We start from the raw sequence: 22,292 nt of genomic DNA, 5'->3' as shown, positions 1-22,292 counted from the left end.
GGTTTTGCGTGAGGCAAATGCGGCAAAACAAATAGTTAGAGCGGTTCCGGCGATTCCGTTAAAACAGGAACTGCTCTAGTTCCGCACGGCCGCAACGGCGTCATAGCCATAAAGCCAGTCCAGATCTTTCAGGAAAGTTTCCGGGCTGCGTATGGCAAAGAGCGTGTTGCGGCCAAGCGCGAAAATGCCGGTCGCGTGATAGGCAAACCTGTTCAGCTGGCCGCGTTTGGCAACCGCTGCAATCCGCTCCTTGCGGACGCTATCGAACCGTTTCAGCCCTGCTTCGGGGTCGTCACCATCCAGCGCTTGCGCAAGCGCCGCCGCATCCTCGATCGCCATGGCGGCGCCCTGTGCCGCAAATGGCGTGACGGCGTGCGATGCGTCGCCAAGAAAAATCGTCCGATCCCGCCCGACGAACCGGGCGTCCGCCATTTCGAAAAGCGGCCAGTAGGTCCATTGATCCGCAGCCGCGAGTACCGCGCGAACCGGCTTGCCCCAATCCGCATAAATGGATTGCAAACGCGCCTGATCGCCGGTTCCGGACCAGATTTCGCCGGGGTTTTCGCCCGTGGTGATGGCGACGAAATTGAAGAACCTGCCGCCCTTGACCGGATAGGCGATGAAATGCGCCTTTTTGCCAAGCCATGCGGAAACGGCCTTGCGCTCCGGCATCGCATTCAGGAAAGAGGCGGGGAGGGCATCGGCGTCAAGGGTTGTCCGCCAGGCAATGTGCCCGCTGAACCGGGCCTTGCTGTAACCGGCCTTGGCGCGCTCTGCCGACCACACGCCGTCGCAGGCGATCAGATAGGCGGCGTCAACGGCTTCCTCGGTATCGCCATGGCGGATGGTGGCCGCAACGGCCCCGTTTTCAACGCGATGGTTTGCGATTTCCGCGCCGAGGCTGATTTCGATCCCCGGCCTGTCGCGGCAGGCATCGAGCAAAGCGGATTGCAGGTCGGCGCGATGGCAAACGACGTAAGCGTGGTGCCAGCGCTCACGAGCCTTGTCGCCGAGCTTCATTTCCATCAGCGGACGAGCCTTGCGCCCATCCATGAGATAGAGCGCTTCTGGCGTTACAGCCTGCGCGGAGAGGCGGTCGGCAACGCCGAGCCGTTCCAGATGGCGCATGGCATTGGGCGCAAGTTGCAGGCCCGCCCCGACTTCCGAAAGCTTTTCAGCCTTTTCGACAAGGCGGATATGCCAGCCGCGCGCCGCCAGTTCCAGCGCTGCCGACAGGCCGGCAACGCCGGCCCCGGCAATCAATATGCTTCCTTTGGCCAAGGCGGAACCGCTTGCGCGCGCCGGAAGGATCAGGCTGCCCTGTCAGCGGTCTTGCCGGCAGGCGCTTCGTAGACGCAGCCAGCCGGAATGGTTTCGTCGGCATGGAGCTTGGCATTGTGGCGATAGAGCGTCGAGCAATAGGGGCAAACGACTTCGCTCTCATCCCCCATGTCGAGAAACACATGCGGGTGATCGAAGGGCGGGTTTGCACCGACGCACATGAATTCCTTCACGCCGATTTCGATGGCCGCATGGCCGGCGTCGTTCTGAAAGTGAGGAATGATGTGATCGGACATAACATGCTCCGGTTCTGGTCGATGGGCGGTATGGCATGGCCCTGAACCGTGTGCCGGACAGGATCATGCATAAACATTGCCATGCATGTACCGCGAAAGTCTTGTTTCCGGAAGCGTTTTCATCAATTCTGGAGACATTTCAAGCCAATTGCTATCAAACTGTCATATGACAGCCATAGGTTTAAGGCAGGGCCGGAATGTTCCGGCGGTAGTCGGGACAGAAAAAATGAACGAAAACAGTGTTATGGCGAGCGAAACCCCCAACGCACTCCAAGGCGGAACACACGAAATGACAGCCGGACAGGCCTCCACTCCACCCATCGTTCCCGACATGGATGCAGCCCCCGACATTCACAAAGCTTTGAATGGCGAGCTGATGGAAAGTGCCGACCGCTTCGTCAATCGCGAGTTTTCCTGGCTGCAATTCAACCGGCGCGTTCTTGAGGAAGCCGCGAATATGCGCCAGCCCCTGCTTGAGCGCCTGCGCTTCCTGTCGATTTCCGCCGCCAATCTCGATGAATTCTTCATGGTCCGCATTGCCGGTCTTGCCGCGCAGGTCCGCGCCGGGGTGGCGCTGCGCAGCGCCGATGGACGCACGCCGCAGGAACAGCTTGATTTCGTTCTGGACGAAGTGGGCCGCTTGCAGGAAGAACAGCAGCAGCGCCTGCGCGCGCTGCGCAAGGAGCTGGAACGGGAAAGCATCGAGATCGTGCGCCCGTCCGCGCTTTCAAAGCCGGAAAAGGAATGGCTTGAAAATCACTTCCTCGAAACGATTTTCCCGGTCCTGACGCCGCTTTCCATCGATCCGGCGCATCCGTTCCCGTTCATTCCGAATCTCGGCTTCTCCATCGCCTTGCAGCTTGCGCGGCGCGCCGACAATCATCCGATGACGGCGCTGCTGCGCATTCCGGTTGCGCTGAAGCGCTTTATCCAGTTGCCGACCGATCAGGTGAATGTCTATCGCTTCATCACCATCGAGGATGCGGTGAGCCTGTTCATCGGGCGGCTTTTCCCCGGTTATGAAGTGCGCGGCGCCGGCACGTTCCGCATCATCCGCGACAGCGACATCGAAGTGGAGGAAGAGGCGGAAGACCTCGTTCGCCTGTTTGAGACGGCGCTGAAGCGCCGCCGCCGCGGCCAGGTGATCCGCATCGAGTTCGACGGTGAAATGCCGGAGGCGCTGCGCATCTTCGTGGCGACGGAACTGGGCGTTTCGGAAAACCGCATCAGCGTGCATGAGGGGCTGCTGGCGCTGAACATGATTTCGGAGATCGTGTCGATCCCGCGTGAAGACCTCAAATTCGTGTCCTACAATCCGCGTTTTCCCGAGCGCATCCGCGAACATGGCGGCGATTGCTTCGCCGCGATTCGCGAAAAGGATATCGTGGTCCACCATCCTTATGAATCCTTCGACGTGGTGGTGCAGTTCCTGCGCCAGGCGGCAGCCGACCCGGATGTGCTGGCGATCAAGCAGACGCTTTACCGCACCTCCAATGACAGCCCGATCGTGCGCGCGCTGGTGGATGCGGCGGAAGCGGGCAAGTCGGTGACGGCGCTGGTGGAATTGAAGGCCCGCTTCGACGAGGAAGCCAATATTCGCTGGGCGCGCGATCTGGAACGCGCGGGCGTTCAGGTGGTGTTCGGCTTTATCGAATTGAAAACCCACGCGAAAATGTCGCTAGTGGTGCGCCGCGAAGACCAGAGGCTGCGCTCCTATGTGCATCTTGGCACCGGCAATTATCACCCGATCACGGCGCGCATCTATACAGATCTTTCCTTCTTCACGTCGGATGCCGATATTGCCCGCGATGTGGCGCATATCTTCAATTTCATCACCGGCTATGCCCAGCCCGCCGAAGAGATGAAGATCGCGATTTCACCCTTTACGCTGCGCGCGCGCATCCTCAGGCACATCGAGGACGAGGTTGCCCATGCGAAGGCCGGAAAACCTGCGGCGATCTGGATGAAGATGAACTCACTGGTCGATCCACAGATCATTGACGCGCTCTATATGGCGAGCCAGGCGGGTGTGCAGATCGATCTCGTCGTGCGCGGCATCTGCTGCCTGCGCCCCGGTGTTCCGGGGCTTTCCGACAATATTCGCGCCAAGTCGATTGTCGGGCGTTTTCTGGAGCATAGCCGCATTTTCTGCTTCGGAAACGGGCATGACCTGCCGTCCGACAAGGCGATCGTCTATATCGGCTCGGCCGACATGATGCCGCGCAATCTGGATCGCCGCGTGGAGACCCTCGTTCCGATCACAAATGCCACAGTGCATCAGCAAATCCTGTCGCAAATCATGTTTGCCAACATAATTGATAACCAACAGAGCTATCAGCTACTTGCGGACGGCACCTCTCGCCGGATAGAAAAGGAAGAAGGAGAGGAAGCTTTCAACGCGCAGGAATATTTCATGACCAATCCTAGCCTGTCGGGTCGCGGAAAGTCGCTGAAGTCTTCGGCCCCCCGCCTTATCGCGCATCGCAAGCGCGCGCAGGCGGAAAGAAAAACGACTGCATGAGTCCAGCTTTAGCACAAGGCCGCCTGAAGGGACTGAAACCCGTCGCGGTCATCGACATTGGCTCGAACTCGATCCGTGTCGTCATCTATGAAGGCATCGTGCGTTCGCCGACGGTGCTTTTCAACGAAAAAATTCTCTGCGGCCTCGGAAAGGGGCTGGCGAAAACCGGCAAGCTCAACGAGAAATCCGTTGAGGCGGCGCTTCGTGCGCTGAAGCGTTTTCGCGCTCTGGCGGAACAGGCCGGTGCGGTTTCGATCCACGCGCTGGCGACCGCTGCGGCGCGCGAGGCGAAAAACGGGCCGGACTTCATCGCGCAGGCGGAAGCCATTCTCGGTCGCCATATCGAAGTGCTCTCCGGCAAGGAGGAGGCCTATTATTCGGCGCTCGGCATCATTTCCGGCTTTTACAAGCCGAAGGGCATAACGGGCGACCTTGGCGGCGGCAGTCTGGAACTGGTCGCCGTGGACGATCATGAGGTGGGCGAGGGGATCACCCTGCCGCTGGGTGGCCTGCGCTTGCAGGACATGTCCAACGAGAAACTGCCCGAGGCGACGAAGATTGCGCGCACGGAACTTGCCAAGGCGACGCTTCTGAAGGCGCATCAGGGCCAGGTCTTCTATGCGGTGGGCGGCACGTGGCGAAACCTTGCCAAGCTGCACATGACGGCGAAGAACTATCCGCTGCATGTCATGCACGGCTATGAAATGGACCCGGTGGAAGCGCAAAGCTTCCTGAAGCGTGTCGCCAAGGGCAATCTGGACACGATGCGGGGCATCGAGGCGGTTTCGAAAAACCGCCGCCAGCTTCTCGCCTATGGCGCAACGGTGCTTCTGGAAACAATTCGGCTGATGCAGCCTTCGAAGATCGTCTTCTCGGCGCTTGGCGTGCGCGAGGGTTATCTCTATTCGCTTTTGCCGAAGAACGAGCAGCGGCTCGACCCGCTGCTGGCCTCGGCGGACGAATTGTCCATCCTGCGCTCGCGTTCGCCGCGCCATGCCCGCGAACTGGCAAGCTGGACGACCTTGTCCCTGCCGGTTCTCGGCTTCGATGAAACCGAGAACGAGGTGCGCTACAGGCAGGCTGCCTGCCTTGTGGCCGATATAAGCTGGCGCGCGCATCCAGACTATCGTGGCTCGCAGGCACTGAACATCATCGCCCATGGCTCGTTCGGCGGGATCGACCATGCCGGACGCTCCTTCATGGCGCTTGCCAATTATTATCGCCATGAAGGGCTGATCGAGGACGAGATCGCGCCGGAAATCGTGCAGCTTGCCACGCCGCGCCTGCGCGAAAGGGCAAAGCTGCTCGGCGCCTTGCTGCGCGTGGTCTATCTTCTGTCGGCTTCGATGCCCGGCGTCATTCCGCGCCTTGTGTGGCGCGAGGAGGAAAACGGCATTGCGCTGGTGGTTCCCGGCGATCTTGCCGATCTGATTTCGGACCGCCCTGAGGGCCGCCTGCAACAACTTTCGAAGCTGACGGGAAAGACCATCTATTTCGCGGTTGGCGATGCGGCGATTGAGGGGACGAGGGAATAAGGCAGTAGGGCAATAGGGCAGTAAGGCAGTATGTTCATGCTCGCGTTAAACATACTGCCTTACTGCCCTACTCACTTACTGCCCTAACTCAACCGCCCTGATCCGCCGGTTCTCGAACTTGATGCCGATCTTGCCGTCGATGAGATCGAGTGCCTTCTGGCCGAAGACCTCGCGGCGCCAGCCATGCAGGGCAGGCACATTGGCCTTGTCGCCTTCGGAAGCGATCTTGTCGATATCGTCGGAGCTTGCCACGATCTTCGCCGCGACGCCGTGCTCTTCCGTCACAAGCTTGAGCAGGACCTTGAGAATATCCGCCGCCGCCGCGCTGCCTTCCGACGAATGGGACGGCTTCGGCAATTTCGGCAGGTCTTCCTTGGGGATTTCAAGCGCGGACTGGATCGCCGCGACGAGGCCCGCCGCCTGTGCCGAACGTTCCCAGCCCTTGGGGATGGAACGAAGGCGGCCGAGCGCTTCCGCATCACGCGGCTGCTGCTGTGCGATTTCGGCAATCGTGTCGTCCTTGATGATGCGGCCGCGCGGCACATTGCGCTCGCGCGCTTCGCGCTCGCGCCAGGCGGCAACGGCCTGCACGATGGCAAGCTCCAGCGGCTTGCGCACGCGCGCCTTCACACGCCGCCATGCATCGTCGGGATGCAGGTCGTAGGTTTCGCGGGCGGTGAGCACCGCCATTTCCTCATTCACCCACTCGCTGCGCCCTTCTTTGCGAAGCTCTTCCTTCAGATAGAGGTAGATGTCGCGCAGATAGGTGACGTCGGCCAGCGCGTAGTCGAGCTGCTTGTCGGACAGCGGGCGGCGGCGCCAGTCGGTGAAGCGCGACGACTTGTCGATATGCTTGCCTGTGACCTTCTGCACAAGCTGGTCATAGGAAATGGCATCGCCAAACCCGCAGACCATCGCCGCCACCTGACTGTCGAAGACCGGCGAGGGGATGAGGCCGCCGAGATGGAAGACGATTTCGATGTCCTGTCGCGCGGCGTGGAAAACCTTGACGATCTTTTCATCCGCCATCAGGCGAAAGAAGGGCGCAAGGTCCAGCCCCGGCGCGAGCGCGTCCACCAGTGCGGTGTGGTCGGGCGACGCCATCTGGATCAGGCACAATTCCGGCCAGAACGTCGTTTCACGGATGAACTCCGTGTCGACCGTGACGAAATCGGATTTGGCAAGGGCGGATACGGCCTCTTCGAGGGCCTCTGTCGTCGTGATGAGATGCATGTCTACCTTTTAGAGAAAGCGCGGCCGCTTGTCGCGAAAGAATGCGCAAAATGCGCCGTATAACAAGTGCAAATAGTGTTTTTTGTCGTCACCTTATGTCATGGAGCGCCGTTGCACAGCCTTGTCGGGAATGCAGGCTTGACAAAACCCGGTCAAAATGCGCTTTTCCGCCCAGAATTGCAGCGCTTTGCCTGCACTGACTTATCCTATTCCAAAAGGCAGAAATCATGCACCGTTACCGCAGCCATACCTGCGCAGCCCTTCGCAAGACGGACGTTGGTTCGACTGTCCGTCTGTCCGGCTGGGTTCATCGCGTCCGTGACCATGGCGGCATTCTCTTCATCGATCTCCGCGATCATTACGGCATTACCCAGATCGTGGCCGATCCCGATTCGCCCGCCTTCAAGGTTGCCGAAACCGTTCGCGGCGAGTGGGTCATCCGCGTCGATGGTGAAGTGAAGGCCCGTGCCGACGATGCGGTCAATGCGAATCTGCCGACCGGCGAAGTCGAGATTTTCGCAACCGAAATCGAAGTGCTGGCCGCCGCCAAGGAATTGCCGCTGCCGGTCTTCGGCGAGCCGGACTATCCGGAAGATATCCGCCTGAAATACCGCTTCCTCGATCTGCGCCGCGAAACGCTGCACAAGAACATCATGAGCCGCACGAAGATCATTGCCGCGATGCGTCGCCGCATGACCGAAATCGGCTTCAACGAGTTCACCACGCCGATCCTGACGGCTTCCTCGCCGGAAGGCGCGCGCGACTTCCTCGTGCCGAGCCGTATTCATGAAGGCAAGTTCTACGCGCTGCCGCAGGCGCCGCAGCAATACAAGCAGCTTCTGATGGTGGCCGGTTTCGACCGCTATTTCCAGATCGCGCCCTGCTTCCGCGACGAAGACCCGCGTGCCGACCGCCTGCCGGGCGAGTTCTATCAGCTCGACCTTGAAATGAGCTTCGTGACCCAGGAAGAAGTCTGGGAAACGATGGAACCCGTCATGCGCGGCATCTTCGAAGAGTTCGCCGAAGGCAAGCCGGTGACGCAGAAGTTCCGCCGCATCGCCTATGATGACGCGATCCGCACCTATGGCTCGGACAAGCCGGACCTGCGCAACCCGATCGAGATGCAGGCCGTGACCGACCATTTTGCGGGCTCCGGCTTCAAGGTCTTCGCAAACATGATCGCCAACGACCCGAAGGTCGAAGTCTGGGCAATCCCCGCCAAGACGGGCGGTTCGCGCGCCTTCTGCGACCGCATGAACTCCTGGGCGCAGGGCGAGGGCCAGCCGGGCCTCGGCTATATCTTCTGGCGCAAGGAAGGCGACAAGCTCGAAGGCGCAGGCCCGATTGCCAAGAACATCGGCGAGGAACGCACCGAAGCGCTGCGCAACCAGCTTGGCCTCGGCGATGGCGATGCCTGCTTCTTCGTGGCCGGCCTGCCGTCCAAGTTCTACAAGTTCGCGGGCGATGCCCGCACGCGCGCTGGCGAGGAACTGAACCTCGTCGATCGCGACCGTTTCGAACTCGCCTGGATCATCGACTTCCCGTTCTACGAATGGGACGAGGACAACAAGAAGCTCGACTTCGCGCACAATCCGTTCTCCATGCCGCAGGGCGGTATGGACGCGCTGGAAAACCAGGATCCGCTGGAAATCAAGGCCTACCAGTACGACCTCGTCTGCAATGGCTTCGAGATTGCCTCCGGTTCGATCCGCAACCAGCTGCCGGACGTCATGGTCAAGGCCTTTGAAAAGGTCGGCCTTAGCCAGCAGGACGTGGAAGAGCGTTTCGGCGGTCTTTACCGCGCATTCCAGTATGGCGCGCCTCCGCATGGCGGCATGGCGGCGGGTATCGACCGCGTCATCATGCTTCTGGTCGGCGCGAAGAACCTGCGCGAAATCTCGCTGTTCCCGATGAACCAGCAGGCGCTCGACCTTCTGATGAACGCGCCTTCGGATGTGACGCCCGCGCAGCTGCGCGATCTGCATATCCGTCTGGCACCGGTACAGAAAAGCTAGAGCGGTTCCGGTTTAAACGGAATCGTCGGAACCGCTCTATCTATTTGTCTTCACGCATTATCCGACGCAAAACCGCTTCGCACTTTTGCTGGAAATGCTCTAAAACAGACAAAAAACCCGGCCTTGAGCCGGGTTTTCATTGCCTTTGAAAAAGCCCGGTGAGGAAACTCACCGGGCTTGTTTTTCAATTGTTGGCGTCGACGCTGACTTTCAGAAGCTGGATGATCTTCGTCGGGTCCAGCGATGCGGTGGCAACGATGGAAGCGAAGGTTACGGGCTGGTCCGGCGCGGCACTGATGGTCAGCGATTTCGGATCGTCGAAGAACTTGTCGGACGCGGCCTTGAGCTGCTGGGCGAATTCCGGGTTCTTCAGCTGCGTTGCCATCAGCGGAACCATCATCTTCATTTGCTGGCCAAGCTGCTTGCCGTCGGCACCCTGCTGCTTGCCGTAATAGTCGAGAAGCTTCTGGGCAAGCGTGTCGTTGTCGAAGCGGATCGACAGGTTCTTCAGGTTCAATTGTTCCGCCAGGCCCAGAATGGCAAGACCGGCGGCATCCTTGTCGGCGTCGGCCTTGTTCATGCTTTCCTGTGTCTTCTGGACGGCTTCGAGGAAAGCCAGGTCATATCCGCCGAGACTGCCGGTGATGTTGATCTTGCCGAGTTCGGCTGCCTGAATCTCCATCTGGTCGAGCGATGTGTCGCCGGTTTTCGGCGACCAGCTTCCCCGCGAGTTCAGCGAACCGTTGAAGCTGTTCATGCCAAGCGGGGCGAGCGGGTTCTTGTCGCCCTTTTCAAAGGTCGCGTCGATATTGGCAACCGTCCAGACATAGTCGATCTTCTCGGCCTTGTTGGAGGTGTCGAGCGACAGGTCGAACCCCTTCACCGTGGCGCCATCCGTGCCGGGCTTGCCGAACTGGATCTCGTCGATCTTCAGCTTGTCATACATGACCACGCTGCCGAGCGGGCCCTTGGCCGTTTCCGACGGGATATGCACATTCTGCATCGAGAGGCCCTTGATCTCGGCCTTGTCGTTCTTGTCCTTCTGTCCGGTAAAGGCAAGATCGGGCACAGTGACCTGCTCTATGATGTAGCCGCCATCCGGCGTATCCTGAACGTTCTGGAGCGTCACGTCGCCAAGCGCGGTTTCGTCTTCGTCCACCGTCGGCAGCTTGATCCTGGTGCCCTGAAGCACGATATCGGCGCCGTTCGCCTCGACATTGGCGAAGCTCAGTTCGCCGCCCTGTTTTGCGTAAAGCGCCTTGATGCGCTCGGCGACCGCATTGGCATCGGCTGCCATGGCCGCGCTGCCGAAAAGCAGCGAAAGTGCTGTGCCGGCTGCCAGAACACGGGCCGCTGGCTTGAGATTGACGAAAACCTGCATTCGAAGCTCCTGCCTTAATCCTTGATGTAGCGCGGCTTTCATAGGCGGAAATCATGCGCGATAACAGCATGATTTCCTCAGCCCGCGATTGCAGCCGCACAAATTTGCTTCTGGCAACTCTATAGGCCACAAATGGCGGCAGGATTGCGACTGTGGGTGACGAATGTACTGGATTGGTTCTCCTCAACCCTTGCTGACGAATCGCGCAGTTGGTACTGAGAGACATGGGAAAAAGTCTGATTCCGCCGGATGACGGCGAAGAACACATCGAGCGGGTCGATCTCAAATCGGCTCTCGAGGAACGTTACCTCGCTTATGCGCTGTCGACGATCATGCATCGTGCGCTGCCGGATGTGCGCGACGGCCTGAAGCCGGTGCACCGCCGCATCATGCACGCCATGCGTCTCTTGCGCCTCAATCCCGATCAGGCTTATGCGAAATGCGCCCGTATCGTGGGCGACGTGATGGGCAAGTTCCATCCTCATGGCGATGCCTCGATCTATGACGCGCTGGTGCGTCTGGCGCAGGATTTCGCGGTGCGTTATCCGCTCGTGGACGGGCAGGGCAATTTCGGCAATATCGACGGCGATAATGCGGCTGCCATGCGCTACACCGAAGCGCGCATGACGGAAGTGGCGACGCTGCTGCTGGAAGGTATCAACGAAAACGCCATCGATTTCCGCCCGACCTATAATGAGGAGGACGAGGAGCCCATCGTTCTGCCGGGCGCTTTCCCGAACCTGCTGGCCAATGGTTCGGCGGGCATCGCGGTCGGCATGGCCACCAATATTCCGCCGCATAATGTGGCGGAGCTTTGCTCGTCGGCGCTCTATCTCATCAATCATTTCGATGCGCCGGTGGAGGAACTTGTTACCTCGCCGGAACAATGGGCGCAGATCGAGCAGGAAGCCCAGACCGATCCGGCCGCACTTTTGAAATGCAAGGTGCGCGGCCCGGATTTCCCGACCGGCGGCATCCTTGTCGAAGAGCATGGCAATATCCTTGAGGCCTATCGCACGGGTCGCGGCGCATTTCGCGTGCGCGCCCGCTGGGAAAAGGAAGAGGGCAATCGCGGCACCTGGGTGATCGTCGTCACCGAAATTCCCTATCAGGTGCAGAAGTCGCGCCTCATCGAAAAGATCGCGGAATTGCTGCTGGCAAAGAAGCTGCCGCTGCTCGACGACATTCGCGATGAATCGGCGGAAGACATCCGCATCGTTCTGGAGCCGAAGAACCGTACCGTCGATCCTGAATTGCTGATGGAATCGCTGTTCAAGCTGACCGAACTGGAAAGCCGCGTCTCCTTGAACATGAATGTGCTGTCGCACGGCAAGGTGCCGAATGTCCTGTCGCTGGGCAGCGTTCTGCGCGAATGGCTCGACCATCGCAAGGAAGTGCTTGTCCGCCGCTCGCAGTTCCGTCTGGCGGAAATCGAAAGGCGTCTGGAGATCCTTGGCGGCTTCCTGATCGCCTATCTCAATCTGGATGAGGTGATCCGCATCATCCGCGAGGAGGATGAGCCGAAACAGGAACTGATGCGGGCTTTCGAACTGACCGACGTTCAGGCCGAGTCGATCCTCAATATGCGCCTGCGTTCCTTGCGCAAGCTTGAGGAATTCGAAATCCGCAAGGAGTTTGACAGTTTAACTGCTGAAAAAGCTGATTTGGAAGATCTGCTTAGTACAGATAGCCGTGGTGAAATCCGCCGATGGAAGAAGATCAGCGCCGAAATCAAGGCGGTACGGGAAAAGTTCGGCCCGACGACGGAACTTGGCAGGCGCCGCACGACTTTTGCCGGTGCACCGACGCATGATCTGGAAGATATCCATCACGCGATGATCGAGCGCGAGCCTGTTACCATCGTGGTGTCGGAAAAGGGCTGGCTGCGCGCGATGAAGGGGCATCTGGCCGATTTCGCGACGCTCGCTTTCAAGGAAGGCGACAAGCTCAAGCTCGCTTTCCATGCCGAGACGACGGACAAGCTTCTGTTCTTCACGACGGGCGGCAAGTTCTTCACCATCGGCGCGAACACGCTGCCGGGCGGTCGCGGCCATGGCGAACCGATCCGCATTCTGGTCGATATGGAAAACGATCAGGACATTCTGACGGCCTTCGTGCATGATCCTTCGGCCAAGCTGCTGCTCGTCAGCCACGAGGGCAACGGTTTCATCGTGCCGGAAAATGAGGCGGTCGCCAATACCCGCAAGGGCAAGCAGGTGATGAACGTGAAAGCGCCGGATGAGGCGAAGCTTTGCCAGCGTGTTTCCGGCGATCATATCGCAGTGGTGGGCGAGAACCGCAAGATGGTGGTCTTCCCGCTTTCCGACATTCCGGAAATGACCCGCGGCAAGGGCGTGCGCCTGCAGAAGTACAAGGATGGCGGTGTGTCCGACGTCCGCACCTTTGCCATTGCCGAAGGGCTTTCCTGGCAGGATTCAGCAGAACGCACCTTCAATCGCAGCAAGGAAGAGCTGGTCGAATGGATCGGCGCTCGCGCCTCTGCCGGCCGTCTGGTGCCGAAGGGGTTTCCGCGTTCGGGCAAGTTCTAACGACTAGATCATTTAAAGGGGGGCAATTATGGGTAAACGATTCTTCGGGCTCGGATTTTTGATTTTAAGTGGCGCTTTTTTGGGAGGTTGTGTGCCCGAAAAGAAACCATGTTGTCATATTGAAGTAAATGGGCCGACTCCGTTGACACGGGCACTCGCTATCCAGTCGCAGCAGATCGGATACAGTCCCCAGGATGTTCGCAGATGTTTTGGAGCTGGCGTTAAGAACGTTTATGGTTCAACAATATACATTGTTGCCGATCGGAATAATTATGGAAAACGTTACTGCCATGTCGGCTTTTTCCTTCCCGCAACAAAGAAATCGGGAAATCTGCGATTGGCGCCAGTCTCTTATGATAATTGGGACGCTACCTCGTGTGAATTACGAGCAATGTATTGCCTTCGACCGGATGCCGCTGAAAAAATTGCGTCTCAGTTCGGAATAACTATTGATAAAATGCCTATTCCACGCCCTTAACCCTCAAACCGCTGCCAGCCCCGTGGGCCCAGATGCTCCTGCGGGGTGAAGCGGATTTTATATTGCATCTTGCGTGATCCCTCGACCCAATAGCCGAGATAGACATGCGGCAGACCGGCGGCATGGGCGCGCTGGATATGATCGAGGATCATATAGGTGCCGAGCGACCGCTCATGCATATGCGGTGAGAAGAACGAATAGACCATCGAAAGCCCGTCGGCCATCACGTCGGTCAGCGCCACGGCAACCAGTTCGCCATCGCTCTTGGCGCTGATGAAGCTTTCCGGGCCGCGCTTGCGATATTCGATGATCTGCGTGTTCACATGCGTATCCTCAATCATCATCGCATAATCGAGAACGGTCATGTCCGACATGCCGCCGGAACGGTGGCGCGCGTCGAGATAGTCGCGGAAGAGCGCATATTGTTCGGTGCTGGGCTGTGCCTTGTGCACGCGCCCGATCAGATCGTTGTTCTGCGTCCAGACGCGCCGCATGTTGCGCGTCATTTCAAATTCACCGGCCAGAATGCGAACGGATATGCAGGCCCTGCACAATTCGCAGGCCGGGCGGTAGGCAATATTCTGGGAACGGCGGAAACCGCCCTGGGTCAGGAGATCGTTGATCTCGTTGGCCTTGTCGCCCACCAGATGCGTAAAGACTTTTCGCTCCATCTGACCTTCAAGATAGGGACAGGGCGATGGAGCTGTCAGAAAAAACTGCGGAGACTGTTGCGGTTGATGGGTCATTCAATATCCACGAAATGGCTTGATTTATCCGCTTTGACGCATTTTCCTACACAAAACCGCTTCGCATTTTTGCTGGAAATGCTCTCGCAAAACCATCACGATACTGGACATAAGGATTGAGCCGGCCGCGCAAAACGTCAATAGGCATTTTGCGCGGCCGGCTCTGAATTTTTTTGATCTGTCCGCTTATCGATCCGAGCGGATGACAGCCGTGCCGAGCAACAGGTCGTGCACGGTGCGCTTGCGGTCGAGAACGAGCGTCGCAAGCAGGATCAGCGGCGTCAGGACGACGTTCAGGCCCCAGAACAGGACCGTGTGCACGATTGCAAGCATGGGGTCGACCGTGCCGCCTTCAAGCCGGACGAGCTTGATGTTCATCATCTGCATGCCCTTGGTGGCCTGCTGCGGCCCGCCCAGCGTGCGCGCCACATAAAACAGCGCAACCATGGGAAACATGATGCCGTAGAGCATCCAGCCAAGGCTCAGCGTAATGATGCCGAGGATTGCAATGATGATGGCTGCGGGAATGCAGAGCAGAAAAACAATCAGGTAATCGATCAGAAAAGCCATAATACGGCGCGTGCGCACGCCTTCAAAGAATGCGCGGCTTTCATAACGCGGGCCCATGACTTCGCCGTGCAGAATATGGTCGGACATTTTTCCTTCCAGTCGTTTCCAGGGAAGCGTCCGGGGAACAAGACAACCGGCGCTGTGCCGCCACTGCGGCGGGACAGACAACAACATGGGAACCAAAACCGGCGGTTTCAAGGAAAACCGATGATTTCCCGCCGGAAGGACCGCAGCCTAACCTTGTTGCTTGAGCTTTTCGGCCACGTCGAGTGCGAAATAGGTCAGAATGCCGTCACAGCCGGCACGCTTGAAGGCGAGCAGGCTTTCCATCATCACCTTTTCCTCGTCGATCCAGCCATTGATGCCAGCGGCCTTGATCATCGCATATTCGCCCGACACCTGATAGGCATAGGTCGGCAGGCGGAACGTGCTTTTCAGGCGATGGATGATGTCGAGATAGGGCAGGCCGGGCTTGACCATCAGCATGTCCGCGCCTTCGGCAATATCCTGCTCGGCCTCGCGCACGGCTTCTTCCGGGTTGGCGGGATCGAGGTAATAGGTCTTCTTGTCGCCCTTCAACAGCCCCTGCGTGCCGATGGCATCGCGGTAGGGGCCATAGAAGGCGGATGCAAATTTGGTGGCATAGGACATGATCGGCAGATGGCTGAACCCGTGCTCGTCGAGGGCCTGGCGCACCGCGCCGACGCGGCCGTCCATCATGTCGGACGGCGCGATGATATCGGCGCCGGCTTCCGCCTGCGACAGCGCGCCGCGCACGACCATCGCGACCGATTCGTCATTGATGATCTCGCCATTGCGCAAAATGCCGTCATGGCCATGCGTGGTGAAGGGATCGAGCGCCGCATCGGTGATGATGCCGATTTCCGGCACTTCCTTCTTGATCGCGCGCACGGCGCGATTGATCAGATTGTCGGGGCTTGCGACAAAGGCGCCGTCTTCGGTCTTCACTTCCAGCTTTTCGCGCGGGAAGGGGGCGATGGCGGGAATGCCGAGCCTTGCAGCCTTTTCCGCCATGCGCACGGCCATGTCGACCGAATAGCGTTCGACGCCCGGCATCGCCTCCACAGGCTCTGCCACGCCGGTGCCATAGGTGAGGAAGAAAGGCAGGATGAGATCGTCCACCGTCAGCCGGGTTTCCTGCACCAGCCTGCGCGACCAGTCGGCCTTGCGCATGCGGCGCAGGCGTCTGCTGCCGGTGACCTCATCGACATGCTGGCTGATATTGGCGGGCGGATATTTGGACTGGCGGTCGGTCATGAAACTGTTCCCGAGAATTGACGCCTTGGAGCGGGACGCCCCAGGGCCGGTACCGGATAGGCACCGTTTATCATGGGAAAAGCGGTGAAACCAAGAACATTGACCTGTGCAGGATTGACGCGGGGCGCGTCACTTTCTACCCATTTGGGTGAACGGGAGACACGATATGCAGATTGACTTCGGTGGTGGCAGCGAAATCAGCTTTGAACGCAGGGGAAAAGCGGGGCTTGTGAAGCTCACGCGGACCGAGGCCCTCAATGCGCTGACGCATAATATGATTCTGGCGCTCGACCGCGCCTTGCAGGCCTGGGAGACCGATCCTGAGGTGGCCTGCGTGATTCTTGAAGGCGAGGGGCGGGCGTTTTGTGCGGGCGGCGATGTGGTCGCCGCCTATAAGGCCGGACAGGCCGGAACGCCTGCCTATGAATTCTTCCACGACGAATATCGGCTCAATGCCCGGATCGGACGTTTTCCGAAGCCTTATATCTCGCTGATCAACGGCATCGTCATGGGCGGCGGCGCGGGCATTTCCGTGCATGGGTCGCACCGCATTGTGACCGAGAACACCATGTTCGCCATGCCGGAAACCGGCATCGGCTTTTTCCCCGACGTGGGCGGCAGCGCTTTCCTGCCGCATCTGCACGACAATTTCGGCTACTATCTGGCGCTGACCGGCAATCGCATCCGCTGGGGCGACTGCCTGCAAAGCGGCATTGCGACACATGCGCTCGCCGCAAGCGATCTGCACGATGTGCGCGAAGACATCATCGCAACCGCCGATATCGATGCGGCATTGACGCGCAGCCAGTATCCCGATTTTGAAACCCCGGTCGAAACGCGCCAGATCATCGCTGAATGCTTTTCGGGCACAACGCTTGGCGACTGCATGGCGGCGCTCGAAAAAGCAGCCGAAGCGGGCAGCAAGGCTGCAATGGACATTGTGAAGGTGATCGCCACCCGCTCGCCAACCAGCGTCGCGGTGACGTTCCGCCAGATTGCCGATGGCCGTCCGCTCGATCTCGACGATTGCATGCGCATGGAATACCGCATTGCCAACCGCATGCTGGAAGGGCACGATTTCTATGAAGGCGTTCGCGCATTGCTCATCGACAAGGACGGCGCGCCGACATGGCAACCGGCAAACCCCGATGAGGTGAAGCCCGAACAGGTCAATGCCTATTTTGCCACTCTGGGTGAAAAGGAACTGACCTTCACATGAGGATTGGCTGATGCATATGAACGAGCTGCGCCAGCATAGCCAGCCCGGCGGGACCGAATGGGCCTTTACATGGTTCATCCGGATACTCGCCCTCGTGGCGCTGGCCAGCGGTGTTTTCTACTGGATCAGGCTGATCGGTATTCACCCCGGACTTTTATGGCGTTTCGATCTGATGCCCTGGCTGTGGCAGACGGCCGTTGTCGCGCTGGCGGTGCTGATGCCCGTTGCCGCGACTGGTCTGTGGATGCGGGCGCCCTGGGGGGCTGTGCTATGGTTTGTGGCGGCGCTTGGCGAGATCGCCATTTATTCCGTCTTTTCGAGGCATTTCGAATACAGGCCGCTGACGGTCGGGTTCAACCTGGCCTGTATCGGCATCTATATCGTGTTTCGTGTCCTGCTCTTTTTGGAGAAGAGACGGCAGGCCCGCGCGAGCCTGCCGGTCTGACTTTCAGAGCGCCTGCGTGCCTTCATAGCGGGCGAAGGGCTTTGTCATCTGCCCCTTGAAAAGCAGGACATCGTAGGTGTCGGCCTTGCTGCCCGGCATTTCCATGCCCGGCGATCCCATCGGCATGCCGGGCGCGGTCAGCCCCGTTGCCTGCGGGCGTTCCGCCAGCAGGCGCTTGACCGCACCGGCCGGAACATGACCCTCGACGACATAGCCATCGACGACCGCCGTGTGGCACGAGGCGAGATTGGCGCCGACGCCATATTTTGCCTTTACGCTGTCCATCGTGTCCACGACCTTGACGCTGACATTGAAGCCCGCCGCCTTCATATGGTCCGCCCAGCCGTCGCAGCATCCGCAATAGGGGTCTTTATACATCGTCACCTGGGGCACACGGGACATCTGCGGTGCGGCTGCCGGTTCGGCATGTGCGAGGCCGGTAAAGCTCAACAGGCCGCCGACAATGAAAAAACGAGCAAGGGGAAGTGCCATGATCTCTCCGGAAGGTTGTGGGCAGACCCGTATCTAGTCATTCCGCGGCGCATTCTCAAATGAAGAAAGTTTAATCCGGGCGCGCGCCAACTGCCCGGAAAACCGGGCTTTTCGCGGGGTTGACGCCTTTTGACGGGACAGCCTGCAATGGCCGGCAGGTAAGCAAACATTAAGCCTGAATGACCAATCTCGCCGGTAAGTTACTGTTAAGGCTGACTTTTAAGTCGAATTTTATGCATCTCCCCTAAATTCCTCTCCAGACAAGGTGAAAAACAATACACCGCATAAACAGGAAGAGAGCTGCATCATGGTTTCATGAAATGCGGCTCCGGCAGAGAGGCAAAAGACATGATCAACGCACAGCGCAAGACGGACATATCCGCACCGCTCACGACCCCGGAAACTGCACTTCGCTCGCTTTATCTGGAAGCGCTCCAGCTGGTCGAGCGCCTGCATCGCCGCCTGCTCGACGTCGTCAAGGACGAGTTCGACCGCAACGGCCAGAACGACATCAACGCGACGCAGGCGCTTTTGCTGTTCAACATCGGTAATTCCGAACTGACCGCCGGTGAACTGCGCTCACGCGGTTATTATCTCGGCTCCAATGTTTCGTACAATCTGAAGAAGCTGGTCGATATGGGCTTCATCCATCATCAGCGCTCGCGCGTCGACCGCCGTTCGGTGCGCGTCAGCCTGACCGACAAGGGCAATGAGATCGCCAGCCAGGTGGCCTCGCTCTATGAGCGCCATATTGCCTCGATCGAGCAGGTCGGCGGCATCCAGGCTGACGAATTCATGGCGATGAACAAGTCGTTGCAGCGCCTTGACCGCTTCTGGAACGACAGCATCGCCTATCGCCTTTAAGGTCAGGGGTCGGTGTCTGTTGCAGAACTGTCACAGCAGGCCGCCATTGAGAAGAACAGGACGCCGCGAAGCTCCCAATCGTGACGCGCATGGCTTGAAATTCGGGCCATGCGACATGATTAAGCCATAAAAAGTGACATAAGCGTTATGGAACGGCACGGGCAATAATGCATGTCTCCCAAAAGTGGGAACCGGTTCTGGGATAAAGACATGCATGAAAGCAAAAGCTTAAAGCGTGTTGCAACCGTACGATAAAACGCGACGCGCTTTAGTGTGCCAGCTTCAGGAATAGGCCCGAAAACGAAAGTCGGAAACGAAACATCGGATGGGCGAGCGGATATGCAGGTTTGCAGACCGGATATCGCCTTGTTGACCTATTGCTGATATTCTTCTGGGAAGATCCCGCGCGAGCGGTTAGCCTTTTGGGACCAAGCAAAATGACCAAGACCGACAGACCAGCCGATGCCTTCAGGGCCGACCGCCGCCGTTTCCTGCGTGGCGCGGCAACCGCCGGCCTTTCCGTGGCAGCCTCCGCCATGGTGTCCTCGGCCTATGCCCAGCAGGTGCTGACCGACGTTATTTCGGCCCCGCGCCGCGGCAACTGGGCCGACCAGTTCGACGCCCGCGCGACGGGCGGCCAGCGGGTCGCGACCAATCAGCCGGTTCTGAGCCCCCAGACCATCGGCAATCTCCAGACCGCTATCGCGCAATATACCGATATTGCCGGGCGCGGCGGCTGGCCGAATGTGCCGGGCAACGCAAAGCTCCAGATCGGCGTGACCGATCCGGCGGTGCAATATCTGCGCAAGCGCCTGATGATTTCCGGCGATCTGCCGCAGGAAGCAGGATTGTCCAACGCTTTCGACACCTATGTCGATGCGGCGCTCAAGCGGTTCCAGTCCCGTCATGGCCTGCCGGCCGATGGCGTCATGGGGCAGTTCACCTATGCGGCCATGAATGTGGACGTCAACACGCGCCTCGGCCAGCTCCAGACCAATCTGCAACGCCTGGCGCCGCTGGCCAACGAGGCCATGCAGGAGCAGCGCTTCGTGATGGTCAACATTCCGGCGGCGCGCATCGAGGCCGTGGAAGGCGGCAGCGTCGTGCAGCGCCACACGGCTGTTGTGGGCAAGATCGACCGCCAGACGCCGATCCTCAACTCGAAGATTCACGAAGTCATTCTCAATCCTTACTGGACGGCGCCGAAGTCGATCATCCAGAAGGACATCATTCCGCTGATGCGGAAGGACCCGCAATATCTGACGAAGAACAAGATTCGTCTTTACGACCAGTCCGGCCAGGAAGTCGCGCCTGAAAGCGTGGACTGGAACACGGATGACGCGGTGAAGCTGATGTTCCGTCAGGACCCCGGCAAGATCAACGCCATGTCCTCGACCAAGATCAACTTTCATAATCCTTATGCGGTCTATATGCACGATACGCCGCAGAAGAGCTATTTCAACAAGCTCATGCGCTTCGACTCGTCGGGCTGCGTCCGCGTACAGAATGTGCGCGATCTCGATGTCTGGCTGCTCAAGAACACCGCCGGCTGGGACCGCCAGAATATCGAAGCCACCATCAAGTCCGGCGTCAACACGCCGATCCAGCTTGCCGATCCGGTTCCGCTGCACTTTGTCTACATTTCCGCCTGGTCGACGGGCGACGGCGTGGTGCAGTTCCGCGACGACATCTACAAGATGGACGGCGCAACCGAACTGGCGCTTGGCACGGACACCTGATTCCGGCAAAAAATCCCCTTGTTGAAAGCCGCCCGGATGCCATTCCGGGCGGCTTTTTGGTGATCGAGCATTTATCAAATCGGTTTGCCGCATTTTGGACTAAGCTTTTCGCTTTGCGGCCATTGGCCTTGTGCGTTCAAGTGTGATAATGCGCCTCAACCAGATAGATTTTGCAGGCGAGGGCGGCTCCTGTTTGAACAGGTTCGTCGGAACCGCTCCCACTGTTTGCCTTGTCGCATTATCCCACGCAAAACCGCTTCGCACTTTTGCTGGAAATGCTCTAACCCGGAGGGTGTGAAACATGTCTCAAGCCAACGCCGCCGCCAGGAATTCGTCTTCAGACGTTTTCTTCAATGCAAGCCTCGAGGACATCGATCCAGAGATTTTCGGTGCGATCCGCAACGAACTCGGTCGCCAGCGCCATGAAATCGAGCTGATCGCCTCGGAAAACATCGTTTCGCGCGCTGTTCTGGAAGCGCAGGGTTCCATCCTCACCAACAAATATGCCGAAGGCTATCCGGGCAAGCGCTATTATGGCGGCTGCCAATATGTCGACGTGGTGGAAGAACTGGCCATCGAACGCGCCAAGAAGCTCTTCGGCTGTGAATTCGCCAATGTCCAGCCGAATTCCGGCAGCCAGATGAACCAGGCCGTGTTCCTCGCGCTGCTCCAGCCGGGCGATACGTTCATGGGCCTCGATCTCAATTCGGGCGGCCACCTGACGCATGGTTCGCCGGTCAACATGTCCGGCAAATGGTTCAATGTCGTGTCCTATGGCGTGCGCAAGGACGACCATCTGCTCGATATGGACGAAGTGGCCCGCCTCGCGCGCGAAAACAAGCCGAAGCTGATCCTCGCAGGCGGCACGGCCTATTCGCGCATCTGGGACTGGAAGCGCTTCCGCGAGATCGCCGACGAAGTGGGCGCCTATCTCATGGTCGATATGGCGCATATTGCCGGTCTCGTGGCCGGTGGTCAGCATCCGTCGCCGGTTCCCCATGCCCATGTCTGCACCACGACGACGCACAAGTCGCTTCGCGGCCCGCGCGGCGGCATGATCCTCACCAACGACGCCGACATTGCCAAGAAGATCAATTCGGCGGTCTTCCCCGGCCTTCAGGGCGGCCCGCTGATGCATGTCATCGCCGGCAAGGCTGTCGCCTTCGCAGAGGCGCTGAAGCCGGAGTTCAAGCTCTATGCGAAGAACGTGGTGGACAATGCCCGCGCGCTTGCCGAAGAGTTGAAGTCGCATGGCCTCGACATCGTTTCGGGCGGCACCGACAACCATCTGATGCTGGTCGATCTGCGTCCGAAGAACGCAACCGGCAAGCGGGCGGAAGCCGCTCTCGGCCGCGCCAACATCACCTGCAACAAGAACGGCATTCCGTTCGACCCTGAAAAGCCATTCGTCACCTCCGGCGTTCGTCTTGGCACGCCCGCCGGCACGACGCGCGGCTTCGGCGTGACGGAATTCAAGGAAATCGGTTCGCTGATCGCCGAGGTTCTCGATGGTCTGAAGGTTGCCAATTCCGATGAAGGCAATGCCGCCGTCGAACAGGCCGTGAAGGAAAAGGTCATCGCCCTGACCGACCGTTTCCCGATGTACGGCTATCAGGGATAAGTCCGCTTCCGTGATCCCGAGAAAACCCC

General features: G+C 59.0%; 17 protein-coding genes. 9 read left to right on the top strand and 8 right to left on the bottom strand.

The features are described 5' to 3' along the window. Positions 1 to 75: 75 nt before the first annotated feature. Together AVM02_RS12530 and AVM02_RS12525 are read right to left on the bottom strand one after the other, a co-directional pair. Complete coding sequence (locus AVM02_RS12530; protein ID WP_411507272.1) at positions 76 to 1,281, bottom strand: FAD-binding protein; 1,206 nt, start codon at positions 1,279 to 1,281, stop codon at positions 76 to 78. Between the two features lie 29 nt (positions 1,282 to 1,310). Further along, positions 1,311 to 1,577 (bottom strand): zinc-finger domain-containing protein, encoded by a 267-nt coding sequence (locus AVM02_RS12525; protein WP_411507271.1) that lies wholly within the window; start codon positions 1,575 to 1,577, stop codon positions 1,311 to 1,313. 289 nt (positions 1,578 to 1,866) lie between these two features. On the opposite strand from AVM02_RS12525, the gene AVM02_RS12520 reads away from it, so the two are divergent. Further along, a complete protein-coding gene (locus AVM02_RS12520) occupies positions 1,867 to 4,098 on the top strand; it encodes an RNA degradosome polyphosphate kinase (protein ID WP_411507270.1) in 2,232 nt (743 codons plus the stop codon). Further along, the gene (gene ppx, locus AVM02_RS12515; RefSeq protein WP_411507269.1) at positions 4,095 to 5,633 is read left to right on the top strand and encodes an exopolyphosphatase; all 1,539 of its coding nucleotides are present in this window, start codon (positions 4,095 to 4,097) and stop codon (positions 5,631 to 5,633) included. Before AVM02_RS12520 ends, ppx begins: the two co-directional genes overlap by 4 nt. A gap of 75 nt (positions 5,634 to 5,708) precedes the next feature. On the opposite strand, the gene rnd is transcribed toward ppx, so the two are convergent. Further along, positions 5,709 to 6,866, bottom strand: a complete 1,158-nt coding sequence (gene rnd, locus AVM02_RS12510) for a ribonuclease D (RefSeq protein ID WP_411507268.1) — start codon at positions 6,864 to 6,866, stop codon at positions 5,709 to 5,711. A gap of 227 nt (positions 6,867 to 7,093) precedes the next feature. Here rnd and aspS point away from each other — a divergent pair, with 227 nt between their 5' ends. Beyond that, positions 7,094 to 8,881, top strand: a complete 1,788-nt coding sequence (aspS, locus tag AVM02_RS12505; protein ID WP_411507267.1) for an aspartate--tRNA ligase — start codon at positions 7,094 to 7,096, stop codon at positions 8,879 to 8,881. 184 nt (positions 8,882 to 9,065) lie between these two features. Here the strand turns inward: aspS and AVM02_RS12500 are convergent, their stop codons facing one another. Next, a complete protein-coding gene (locus AVM02_RS12500; RefSeq protein ID WP_411507266.1) occupies positions 9,066 to 10,262 on the bottom strand; it encodes a hypothetical protein in 1,197 nt (398 codons plus the stop codon). Positions 10,263 to 10,486: 224 nt separating this feature from the next. On the opposite strand from AVM02_RS12500, the gene parC reads away from it, so the two are divergent. Then, positions 10,487 to 12,811: a DNA topoisomerase IV subunit A gene (gene parC, locus AVM02_RS12495; protein ID WP_411507265.1), complete on the top strand. Its 2,325-nt coding sequence runs from the start codon at positions 10,487 to 10,489 to the stop codon at positions 12,809 to 12,811. A 474-nt stretch (positions 12,812 to 13,285) separates the two neighbouring features. Here parC and AVM02_RS12490 read toward each other — a convergent pair whose 3' ends face one another. From AVM02_RS12490 to hemB, 3 genes are all read right to left on the bottom strand, one after another. Next, positions 13,286 to 14,035, bottom strand: a complete 750-nt coding sequence (locus tag AVM02_RS12490) for an arginyltransferase (protein WP_411507264.1) — start codon at positions 14,033 to 14,035, stop codon at positions 13,286 to 13,288. A 186-nt stretch (positions 14,036 to 14,221) separates the two neighbouring features. After that, complete coding sequence (locus AVM02_RS12485) at positions 14,222 to 14,692, bottom strand: RDD family protein (protein WP_104753952.1); 471 nt, start codon at positions 14,690 to 14,692, stop codon at positions 14,222 to 14,224. 147 nt (positions 14,693 to 14,839) lie between these two features. Further along, positions 14,840 to 15,883 (bottom strand): porphobilinogen synthase, encoded by a 1,044-nt coding sequence (hemB, locus tag AVM02_RS12480; RefSeq protein ID WP_411507263.1) that lies wholly within the window; start codon positions 15,881 to 15,883, stop codon positions 14,840 to 14,842. A gap of 166 nt (positions 15,884 to 16,049) precedes the next feature. Here hemB and AVM02_RS12475 point away from each other — a divergent pair, with 166 nt between their 5' ends. Next, positions 16,050 to 17,102 carry an enoyl-CoA hydratase/isomerase family protein gene (locus tag AVM02_RS12475; protein ID WP_411507262.1) on the top strand — a complete coding sequence of 351 codons (1,053 nt, stop codon included), beginning with the start codon at positions 16,050 to 16,052 and terminating at the stop codon, positions 17,100 to 17,102. Between the two features lie 10 nt (positions 17,103 to 17,112). Then, positions 17,113 to 17,547: a DUF6163 family protein gene (locus tag AVM02_RS12470; protein WP_411507261.1), complete on the top strand. Its 435-nt coding sequence runs from the start codon at positions 17,113 to 17,115 to the stop codon at positions 17,545 to 17,547. Positions 17,548 to 17,550: 3 nt separating this feature from the next. Here AVM02_RS12470 and AVM02_RS12465 read toward each other — a convergent pair whose 3' ends face one another. Then, entirely contained in the window at positions 17,551 to 18,039 is a 489-nt protein-coding gene (locus AVM02_RS12465; protein WP_411507260.1) for a DUF411 domain-containing protein, read from the bottom strand. 348 nt (positions 18,040 to 18,387) lie between these two features. On the opposite strand from AVM02_RS12465, the gene ldtR reads away from it, so the two are divergent. The 3 genes from ldtR (at position 18,388) to glyA (ending at position 22,263) form a co-directional block, all read left to right on the top strand. After that, entirely contained in the window at positions 18,388 to 18,903 is a 516-nt protein-coding gene (ldtR, locus tag AVM02_RS12460) for a transcriptional regulator LdtR (protein WP_411507259.1), read from the top strand. A 437-nt stretch (positions 18,904 to 19,340) separates the two neighbouring features. Continuing rightward, a complete protein-coding gene (locus tag AVM02_RS12455; RefSeq protein WP_411507258.1) occupies positions 19,341 to 20,642 on the top strand; it encodes a L,D-transpeptidase family protein in 1,302 nt (433 codons plus the stop codon). A 301-nt stretch (positions 20,643 to 20,943) separates the two neighbouring features. Then, on the top strand, positions 20,944 to 22,263 hold the full coding sequence (gene glyA, locus AVM02_RS12450; RefSeq protein WP_411507257.1) for a serine hydroxymethyltransferase: 1,320 nt from the start codon (positions 20,944 to 20,946) through the stop codon (positions 22,261 to 22,263). Positions 22,264 to 22,292: the final 29 nt, after the last annotated feature.

Source organism: Brucella anthropi, assembly GCF_046630315.1.
Classification (GTDB): Bacteria; Pseudomonadota; Alphaproteobacteria; order Rhizobiales; family Rhizobiaceae; genus Brucella; species Brucella anthropi_A.
The sequence above is the reverse complement of the archived record's forward strand: the minus strand, read 5'-3'. Positions and strand labels throughout refer to the sequence as shown.